Raw genomic sequence first — 8,570 nt, 5'->3', positions numbered from 1 at the left:
GGGTGCGGATGTGTTCGGCCATCAGGCGGGCCTGCGCCGCTTCGAGTTGCCGGATGCGCTCGTTCAGCTCGAGCTGGGCAACGATGGTCCGGTCGATCGCCATGATGACGGACTGCTCGCGGCGCAACTGCTCCCGCTGGGCTTCCGTCGTCGCGTCGATGCGCGCGACGCTGCCGAGCTGGGTGCTCAGGCGCAGGCCGGCACCGGGAACCTCGGATTCTCCGCCGCCGAGTTCCAGTCGGTCGCCGCCTCGGGCGGACGGGGCCGTGGTGCGCGCGGGCGTGGCGGATGCTGCGGGGGCGTCGCCGGCGGCAATCGTGCGACGGCTCGGGCGTGCCCGGCGTGGCGCCTCCTGGGCAGGGGCCTCGGCCAGCGTTCCGCCCGATCTCGCCTGGGGCTGTGCCCCTGCGGATTCGGTCGCTGCGGCGGTGTCGTCGGGGAAGGCCAGGAGCACGGTGTATTCGCGGCGCAGGCGGCTGTCGCAGATGTCTTCGATGGCGAACCGCAGCGCGGGGTCGAAGCTGGGCAGGCGGTGCGAGAGCACGAGCCGGACGTTCGGCGCGCGTCCGGCGAGCTCGATACGGGCGTTGCGTACCCGCGGCAGGCCGTCGGACGCTGCTGACGGGGTTGCAGGACGCAGGCACTCGGCGACCTGTGCAAGCTCGCCCTGGAGGACGGGGATCTCGACCCTGAGGGGTTCTCCGATCCTGGATAGCGGCACGGGTTCGCCGAGAACGAAGGCGCCGGACGGCGTCGGCGCGAGCGCGAGCAGCGCTCCCAGGAGCAGGGGCGTGGGATTCCTTGGGTGCAGGCGCTGCTTTTTTGTCATCGTCCGTTCGTACTTTGGCCAGGGCCCGGGCGTAAACCGATATCTTGTATCAAATCTTTGCGGGGCATTGTAACGAATTTGCATTCCCGCTGCCTGCAAAAACAGTGGATTGTAACGCCGCGGTATGACGTCGGGAAATTTTGGCGCCCCGTCGGCGGACGGGCGGGGGGTGCCACGCCGGGTGGGTTGCCCGCGACGGGCTGCCGGTGCGCGCGGACATCGTCGCGATTCGCGGTAACATGCGGTTTTCCATACGTTGCCGTACGTCCGATGCCGCTCTCTCCTCCCAAGTGCGCACGCAGTCCGGCGCATCTGCGCCAGATCTCGATCGAGGGCTTCCGCCGCGACGATGGTCTGCTGGAGCTCGAGGCCTGCCTGCGCGACACGAAGTCGGTCGATTACCCGCTGGCGTCCGGCGTGCGCCGTGCGGGCGACCCCGTGCACGAGATGCGGGTGCGGATCACGATCGACGAGGAGTTCAACATCGTCGATGCCGAGGCGTGTTCCGACCGTGTGCCCTATGCGGGCGAATGCGACACGATCGGGCCCGCATACGGGCGGCTCGTCGGGCTGAACCTGATCCGCGGTTTCCGCCGCAACGTCGGGGAGATGTTCGCCGACGTGCGCGGCTGCTCGCATATCACCGAGATGTTGATGAGCCTGCCGACGGCGGCCATACAGACCTTTGCGACCTTCCGGCGCGACAACGAGGACACGGTCGAGAAGCCGTTCCAGCTCGACAAGTGCCATGCACTCGAGAGTTCGCGCGAGACGGTGCGGCTGTACTACCCGAAGTGGTACCGCAAGCCCGCGGGCGAGGCGTAGACGCGACCCGGCGCGAGGGCGGAAAGTTCGCCCCGGGCTCGCGATTCTGCACTGCGCAATTGCGGTTATAATCCTGCGATCTTGCGACCTTCGTTCCTGTTAGGGGCGGGTCAAGAGATCGGACCGGGCGACATTCGACCGGTCGGCAGCGGTATGCGTCGGTCGAGGGAGACGGCGTATGTCGTGGAGCGATGCTCCGAAGCGTCCCATCAACCTGCGCGGCGCGCCTTGCGTCGCGGCTTCGATCGAAGGGCAACCATGAAGATTCATGAGTATCAGGCAAAAGAACTACTAAGGAAGTATGGCGTCGTGACGCCGCGCGGTTTCCATACCGTGTCGGTGGATGGTGCGGTGAAGGCCGCCGAGGAGCTGGGCGGCAAGGTCTGGGTCGTGAAGGCGCAGATCCACGCCGGTGGCCGCGGCAAGGGCGGCGGCGTGAAGCTCGCGCGCTCGCTGGACGAAGTGCGCCAGTACGCGAACGACATCCTCGGCATGCAGCTGATCACGCACCAGACCGGGCCCGAAGGCCAGAAGGTGCGCAACCTGCTGATCGAGGAAGGCGCCGACATCAAGAAGGAATACTACGTTGCTGCGCTGACCGACCGCGCCACGCAGAAGGTCGCCATGATGGCCTCCTCCGAAGGCGGCATGGACATCGAGGAGGTCGCGCACAGCACGCCTGAGAAGATCCTCAAGGAATTCGTGGACCCGCTGGTCGGCCTGACCGACGCGCAGGCCGAGAACCTGGCGCGCGGCATCGGCGTGCCGGAGGCTTCCGTCGCGAAGGCGGTGGATACGCTGAAGCGCCTGTACACCTGCTACATGGAAACCGATGCCTCGCTGGCGGAAATCAACCCGCTGATCCTGGAAGGCAACGGCAACATCAAGGCGCTCGACGCCAAGTTCAACTTCGATTCGAACGCGCTCTACCGTCACCCGGAAATCGTCGATTTCCGTGACTTCGACGAGGAAGACGCCGACGAGATCGAGGCTTCCAAGTTCGACCTCGCCTACATCTCGCTCGACGGCAACATCGGCTGCCTGGTGAACGGCGCCGGTCTGGCGATGGCCACGATGGACACGATCAAGCTGTTCGGCGCCGAGCCGGCAAACTTCCTCGACGTCGGTGGCGGCGCGACGACCGAGAAGGTCACCGAAGCGTTCAAGATCATGCTCAAGAACCCGAAGGTCAAGGGCATCCTGGTGAACATCTTCGGCGGCATCATGAAGTGCGACACCATCGCCACCGGCGTGGTCGCGGCTGCCAAGGAAGTCAATCTCTCCGTCCCGCTCGTGGTGCGCATGAAGGGCACCAACGAGGACCTCGGCAAGAAGATCCTCGCCGAGTCGGGCCTGCCGATCATCTCCGCCGACACGATGGCGGAAGCTGCGACCAAGATCGTCGCGGCGGTCAAGTAAGGAGAGTTTGAATGTCCATCCTGATCAACAAAGACACCAAGATCATCACCCAGGGCATCACGGGCAAGACCGGCCAGTTCCATACCGAGAAGTGCATCGAGTACGCGAACGGCAAGAACTGCTTCGTCGCCGGTGTGAACCCGAAGAAGGCCGGCGAGAAGATCTTCGACGTGCCCATCTACGCTTCGGTCAAGGAAGCCGCTGCCGACACCGGCGCGACCGTCTCCGTGATCTACGTGCCGCCGGCAGGTGCTGCCGATGCGATCTGGGAAGCCTGCGAGGCCGACCTGGATCTGGCGATCTGCATCACGGAAGGCATCCCCGTCCGCGACATGCTGGTCGTGCGCAACAAGATGAAGCAGAAGGTTGCCAAGGGCGGCAAGGAAACCCTGCTGCTGGGACCGAACTGCCCCGGCCTGATCACGCCTGACGAAGTGAAGATCGGCATCATGCCGGGTCACATCCACCGCAAGGGCCGTATCGGCGTCGTGTCGCGTTCGGGCACGCTGACCTATGAAGCCGTCGCTCAGCTGACCGAAATCGGTCTGGGCCAGTCGTCGGCGGTCGGTATCGGCGGCGACCCGATCAACGGCCTGAAGCACATCGACGTGATGCGCATGTTCAACGACGATCCGGACACCGATGCGGTGATCATGATCGGCGAGATCGGCGGTCCGGACGAAGCCGAAGCGGCAATGTGGTGCAAGGCCAACATGAAGAAGCCGATCGTCGGCTTCATCGCCGGCGTGACCGCGCCGGCCGGCAAGCGCATGGGCCACGCCGGTGCGCTGATCTCGGGTGGTGCCGACACCGCCGACGCCAAGCTCGCCATCATGGAAGAGTGCGGCTTCAAGGTGACGCGCAACCCGTCCGAGATGGGCAAGCTGCTGAAGGCGATGCTGTAAGCGTCCTTTCTTCCGCTGCACCGAAAAGCGCCGGCTCCGTCCGGCGCTTTTTTCGTCTACGGGCACCCCGCGTGACGGGGAGTGTGTCGGGTTTGCGCCAATTGTCGGGTTTGTCGCGGTGGCGACGAGGGAGGCCGCACAAAGGGGGGCGCGCAAATCCGCGTGTGGCGTGGCTTCCAAGAACGTGCGGGAGCCGGGTTGCAGGTGGCATCGTCCTTGCGAATCGGAGGCATTGAGCCTCGGAGAACGATGCATCATGGTGACGATCAACGACACGACCTTGCGTGACGGCGAGCAGACCGCCGGGGTCGCCTTCACCGCCGACGAGAAGCTGGCGATCGCGCAGGCGCTGGCGGCTGCCGGCGTGCGCGAGATGGAGGTCGGCGTGCCCGCGATGGGGGAGGTCGAACGCGCGGTGATCCGCGCGATCGTCGCGTTGAAGTTGCCGGCGCGGCTGATGGTGTGGTGCCGCCTGTGCGTGGCGGACCTCGATGCCGCGGCCGACTGCGGGGCCGATATCGTGCATCTGGCGCTGCCGGTGTCGGACCAGCAGATCGAGCGCAAGCTGGGGCGGAGCCGGGAGTGGGCCCTGGCGCAGTTGCGCGATACCTTGCGCGCGGCGCGCGAGCGCGGGCTGGTGGTGTCGCTCGGGGGCGAGGATGCGTCGCGCGCGGATCCCGATTTCCTGTGCCGAGTGCTGGAGACCGCGCAGGCGGCCGGTGCGGTGCGCTTCCGCTACGCGGACACGCTGGGGGTGCTCGATCCGTTCTCGACCCATGCGGCAATTGCACGGCTGCGGGCCGCGAGCGACCTGGACATCGAGATGCATGCGCATGACGATCTGGGGCTCGCGACCGCGAACACGCTGGCGGCGGTGACGGCCGGTGCGACGCACATCAGCACGACGGTCAACGGTCTTGGGGAGCGGGCCGGCAATGCGCCGCTCGAGGAAGCGGTGATGGGCCTGCGCCACCTGCATGGCATCGAGTCGGGCATCGACACGCGGCAGCTGCCGGTGATCTCCGAGCTGGTCGCGGAGGCGTCGGGTCGGCCGGTAGCGGCGAACAAGCCGATCGTCGGCGGCTGGGTGTTCACGCACGAGGCGGGTATCCACGTCGATGGCTTGGTGAAGGACGCAGGCAATTACCAGGGCTTCGATCCGGCCGAGGTCGGGCGCAGCCATCGCCTGGTGCTGGGCAAGCATTCGGGCGCGGCGTCGGTCGTGAATGCGTGCCGTGAGTTGGGGCTGGAGGTCGATGCGGTGACCGCGCGCCTCGTGCTCGAGCGCGTGCGCGAGCATGCGATGCGGACCAAGAGTGGTCCCGATCTGCGCGAGTTGATGCGCTTCCACCGTGAATGCCGTGCGCTGCTTACCGAAGGAGTGATCCCGTGAATACCCTTGTCGAAGACCTGAAGCACCTCGAAAGCGCGGAGGATTTCCTCAATTACTTCGCGATCTCCTACGACGTCGCGGTCGTGCAGGTGAGCCGGCTGCACATCCTGAAGCGCTTCCAGCAGTATCTCGCGCGCGAGGGGGGCGTCGAAGGCCTGCCTGCGGCGTCGGCGTTCGCGACCTGTCGCGCGCTGCTTGCGCGGGCGCACAACGATTTCATCGCGTCGAGCGGCATCGAACAGAAGGTGTTCAAGGTGTTCCAGACCGCGCAGGGGGAGCATCGCGTGGCGATCGAGGGGCTGCGGCGCAAGGCCGGGTTCTGAGAGGGGCTCCCCTAGGCGGGCGTATTTCGTGGGAGCGGCTTCAGCCGCGAATCGGCGGTGTCGCGTGTGGCGCGGCCGATTCGCGGCTGAAGCCGCTCCCACAGTGCCACGTGCCCGATGCGGACGCACGGGCAACAGCCACCGCACGCAGGTTCAATCCTCGTCGGCCTCGCCGAGGTCGCGGCGCGGGACGGTTTGCGGGTCGCAGGTGATCGGGCGGTAGATCTCGACGCGGTCGCCCGCGCGCAGCGGGGCGTCGAGCTTCACGAGCCTGCTGAACACGCCGATCTTCTGCGTCGCGAGGTCGATGTGCGGAAACTGCCGCAGGATGCCGGAGCGCTCGATGGCGTCGCGGACGGTCGCCTGGTCGGGGACGTCGATGGTGACCCAGGCCTGCCGGCCCGGTTCGGTGTAGGCAACGCCGACTTGCATGGGGGCTCTCCTTCGCTGGTCGTTCCGCTCACGCCGACGCCGGGCCGGGAACGGAGCAGTGGGATTCGCTGGCGCGCGCGGTCTGCCGGTGCTTCAGCTCCCACGCGCGCTTGCCCGCGAGCAGGAAGCCGAGCACGGCGAAGCCGCCGGGGGGCAGGATCATCAGCAGGGCGCCGTTCCACGCGCCGATCTTCATCTCGAGGAAGGCGAAGTGGCTGCCGAGGAGCGCGCTGGCCTGCGCGAACACGGTGGCGCTGCCGAGGATCTCGCGGATCAGGCCGATGACGGTGAGCGCGCAGGTGAAGCCGAGGCCCATCGCGAGGCCGTCGATCGCGGACGCGGCGACCGTGTTGCGCACCGCGAAGGCTTCGGCGCGGCCGAGGATCGCGCAGTTGACGACGATGAGCGCGATGAAGAGGCCGAGCACCTTGTAGAGTTCGTGCAGCCAGGCGTTGAGGACGAGGTCGATGATCGTGACGAGGGTCGCGATGAGGACGACGAACACGGGGATGCGCACCTGTGCGCTGACCGCATGGCGGATCGAGGCGACGAGGATGTTGGAGACGATCAGTACCGCGGTGGTCGCGAGGCCCATGCCGAGGCCGTTGGTGGCCGAGGTCGTGACGGCCATCGCCGGGCACATCGCGAGGAGTTGGGCGAAGACGACGTTGTTGTCCCACAGGCCGTCGCGCATCAGTTTGGCGGCGTTCATGGCTGCGCTCCGAGGATTTCGTTGCGATGGGCGGCGAAGTAGTCGAGGCCGCCCTTGACGGCCTTGACCACTGCGCGCGGTGTGATGGTGGCGCCGGCGAAGCTGTCGTAGATGCCGCCGTCCTTGCGGACGGCCCATTGTTCGGCGGCGGGGTCGCCGAGCGAATGGCCGTTGAAGCTCGTGATCCACGGGTTGCGCGCGATCTCGATCTTGTCGCCGAGGCCGGGCGTTTCGGTGTGCTTGAGGACGCGCACGCCCAGCACCCTGCCCGCGGGATCGACGGCCATCAGCAGGCGGATCTCGCCCGCGTAGCCACGCTCGGAGACGTTGAAGACGGCGCCGGTGACGACGCCGGCCTTGCGTGCGATGTGGATCCTGCGGGTGCTGCCGGCGGCGGGGCCGGGGAGTTCGAGAACGTCCTTGAGCAGGTCGTTGTCGGTGCTGCCGGCAGGCAGGACCTGCGCGAGCGTCATCTGCGTGTCGTGCGCCTCGGCGGCGGCGATGGGCGCGCGCGTCGCATTGTTGGCGAGCGTGAGCGCGGTGCCGGCGACGAGGGCGACGCCGCCGAGCAGCAGCGGCTGGTAGGCGAGCCGCTCGCGCAGCGCGTCGAGCGAGAAGCCGGCGGATTGGTCGGTGCCCATCATGCGCCTCCGGTGTTGTCGATCGGGGTCGGTTCGAGCGCGCGTCCGTCGCGCCGACGGCCGAGGATGCGCGGGCGGCAGTAGCGGTCGATCACCGGGGTCAGCGCGTTCATCAGCAGCACGGCGAAGGCCATGCCTTCCGGGTAGCCGCCCCAGCTGCGGATGATCCAGGTGAGGATGCCGATTCCGAAGCCGAAGATGAGCTGGCCCGCCGGGGTGTTGGGCGAGGTGACGTAGTCGGTGGCGATGAAGAAGGCGCCGAGGAGTGCCGCGCCCGAGAGCAGGTGCTGCGTGGCCGAGAGGTAGCGCGCCGGATCCGCGGCATGCCCGACGAGGGCGGGCAGGGCGATGCCGGCGAGCACGGCCGCCGGGATATGCCAGCGGATGATGCCGCTGGCGAGGAGGTAGAGCCCGCCGGCGAGCACCAGCAGGGTGCCGGTTTCGCCGAGGCTGCCGGTGCGCATGCCGGCCCAGTCGAAGAGTGCCTGCGGGCCGCGGGCGAGGGCTTGCGGGAGTTCGATGCCGCGCGCGAGTTCGGTCTTGCTGTGGCCGAGCAGCGATGCGGAGGTGACGGCGTCGGGGTGGGCGGGCGCTTCCGCGGTGATGCGCAGGCTGTCGATAAAGCCGGGGGCGCCTGCCGAGAACAGCGGCTGCGGGACGACCCACTGCGTCATCACGACGGGGAAGGAGACGAGCAGGGCGACGCGCGCGACCATCGCCGGGTTGAAGAGGTTCTGGCCGAGGCCGCCGAAGACCTGCTTGCCGACGACGATGGCGATGAAGCCGCCGAGGAGGCCGATCCAGGCCGGCGCCCAGGGCGGCAGCGACAGCGCGAGGAGCCAGCCGGTGAGCAGCGCCGAGCCGTCGCCGAGGCTGCTCTTGCGGCCCATCAGGCGTTCGCAGAAGCGCTCGGCGAGGAGGCTGGCGCCGATGGTGACGGCGAAGAGGTGGATCGCCGGCCAGCCGAACAGCCAGAAGCCGAACAGCGTCGCGGGGGCGAGCGCGAGCATCACGCGCTGCATGACCTTTCCCACCGAGACGCCACCGTGGGCGTGGGGCGAGGCGGCGAGGGTGGGCAGAGCGGGCAGGGC

The 8,570-nt window shown here is 67.7% G+C and carries 10 protein-coding genes; 5 read left to right on the top strand and 5 right to left on the bottom strand.

The window, feature by feature from the left end; all coding sequences use genetic code 11:
- A partial coding sequence (locus GO615_RS26675; protein WP_211167383.1) for a hypothetical protein occupies positions 1 to 829 on the bottom strand: 829 nt, incomplete at its 3' end.
- Between the two features lie 270 nt (positions 830 to 1,099).
- Between GO615_RS26675 and GO615_RS26670 the strand changes: the two genes are divergently transcribed.
- From GO615_RS26670 to nifW, 5 genes are all read left to right on the top strand, one after another.
- Positions 1,100 to 1,654: a DUF2889 domain-containing protein gene (locus GO615_RS26670; RefSeq protein ID WP_169132887.1), complete on the top strand. Its 555-nt coding sequence runs from the start codon at positions 1,100 to 1,102 to the stop codon at positions 1,652 to 1,654.
- Between the two features lie 258 nt (positions 1,655 to 1,912).
- Entirely contained in the window at positions 1,913 to 3,073 is a 1,161-nt protein-coding gene (gene sucC, locus GO615_RS26665) for an ADP-forming succinate--CoA ligase subunit beta (protein ID WP_169132886.1), read from the top strand.
- Positions 3,074 to 3,084: 11 nt separating this feature from the next.
- Entirely contained in the window at positions 3,085 to 3,978 is an 894-nt protein-coding gene (sucD, locus tag GO615_RS26660) for a succinate--CoA ligase subunit alpha (RefSeq protein ID WP_169132885.1), read from the top strand.
- Between the two features lie 256 nt (positions 3,979 to 4,234).
- Positions 4,235 to 5,371: a homocitrate synthase gene (gene nifV / locus GO615_RS26655; RefSeq protein ID WP_169132884.1), complete on the top strand. Its 1,137-nt coding sequence runs from the start codon at positions 4,235 to 4,237 to the stop codon at positions 5,369 to 5,371.
- Positions 5,368 to 5,694: a nitrogenase-stabilizing/protective protein NifW gene (gene nifW / locus GO615_RS26650; protein WP_169132883.1), complete on the top strand. Its 327-nt coding sequence runs from the start codon at positions 5,368 to 5,370 to the stop codon at positions 5,692 to 5,694. Before nifV ends, nifW begins: the two co-directional genes overlap by 4 nt.
- Before the next feature lie 153 nt (positions 5,695 to 5,847).
- On the opposite strand, the gene GO615_RS26645 is transcribed toward nifW, so the two are convergent.
- Genes GO615_RS26645 through GO615_RS26630 form a run of 4 tightly spaced genes read right to left on the bottom strand, consistent with a single transcriptional unit; the run spans position 5,848 to position 8,567 of the window.
- Positions 5,848 to 6,126 carry an RnfH family protein gene (locus tag GO615_RS26645; RefSeq protein WP_169132882.1) on the bottom strand — a complete coding sequence of 93 codons (279 nt, stop codon included), beginning with the start codon at positions 6,124 to 6,126 and terminating at the stop codon, positions 5,848 to 5,850.
- A gap of 28 nt (positions 6,127 to 6,154) precedes the next feature.
- Positions 6,155 to 6,838, bottom strand: coding sequence for an electron transport complex subunit E (locus GO615_RS26640; protein WP_169132881.1), 684 nt, complete (start codon positions 6,836 to 6,838; stop codon positions 6,155 to 6,157).
- Positions 6,835 to 7,482 carry an electron transport complex subunit RsxG gene (gene rsxG, locus GO615_RS26635; protein ID WP_246262476.1) on the bottom strand — a complete coding sequence of 216 codons (648 nt, stop codon included), beginning with the start codon at positions 7,480 to 7,482 and terminating at the stop codon, positions 6,835 to 6,837. Before rsxG ends, GO615_RS26640 begins: the two co-directional genes overlap by 4 nt.
- Positions 7,479 to 8,567: an RnfABCDGE type electron transport complex subunit D gene (locus GO615_RS26630; protein WP_211167384.1), complete on the bottom strand. Its 1,089-nt coding sequence runs from the start codon at positions 8,565 to 8,567 to the stop codon at positions 7,479 to 7,481. Before GO615_RS26630 ends, rsxG begins: the two co-directional genes overlap by 4 nt.
- Positions 8,568 to 8,570 lie beyond the last annotated feature (3 nt).

Source organism: Aromatoleum evansii, assembly GCF_012910805.1.
Classification (GTDB): Bacteria; Pseudomonadota; Gammaproteobacteria; order Burkholderiales; family Rhodocyclaceae; genus Aromatoleum; species Aromatoleum evansii.
Note: the sequence above shows the minus strand (reverse complement) of the source record. Positions and strands in the feature narration are given on the sequence as shown.

Coding starts and splice junctions, on each gene's coding strand:
- GO615_RS26670 (WP_169132887.1), top strand. CDS start 1,100: ATGCCGCTCTCTCCTCCCAAGTGCGCACGCAGTCCGGCGCATCTGCGC.
- sucC (WP_169132886.1), top strand. CDS start 1,913: ATGAAGATTCATGAGTATCAGGCAAAAGAACTACTAAGGAAGTATGGC.
- sucD (WP_169132885.1), top strand. CDS start 3,085: ATGTCCATCCTGATCAACAAAGACACCAAGATCATCACCCAGGGCATC.
- nifV (WP_169132884.1), top strand. CDS start 4,235: ATGGTGACGATCAACGACACGACCTTGCGTGACGGCGAGCAGACCGCC.
- GO615_RS26645 (WP_169132882.1), bottom strand. CDS start 6,126: ATGCAAGTCGGCGTTGCCTACACCGAACCGGGCCGGCAGGCCTGGGTC.
- GO615_RS26640 (WP_169132881.1), bottom strand. CDS start 6,838: ATGAACGCCGCCAAACTGATGCGCGACGGCCTGTGGGACAACAACGTC.
- rsxG (WP_246262476.1), bottom strand. CDS start 7,482: ATGATGGGCACCGACCAATCCGCCGGCTTCTCGCTCGACGCGCTGCGC.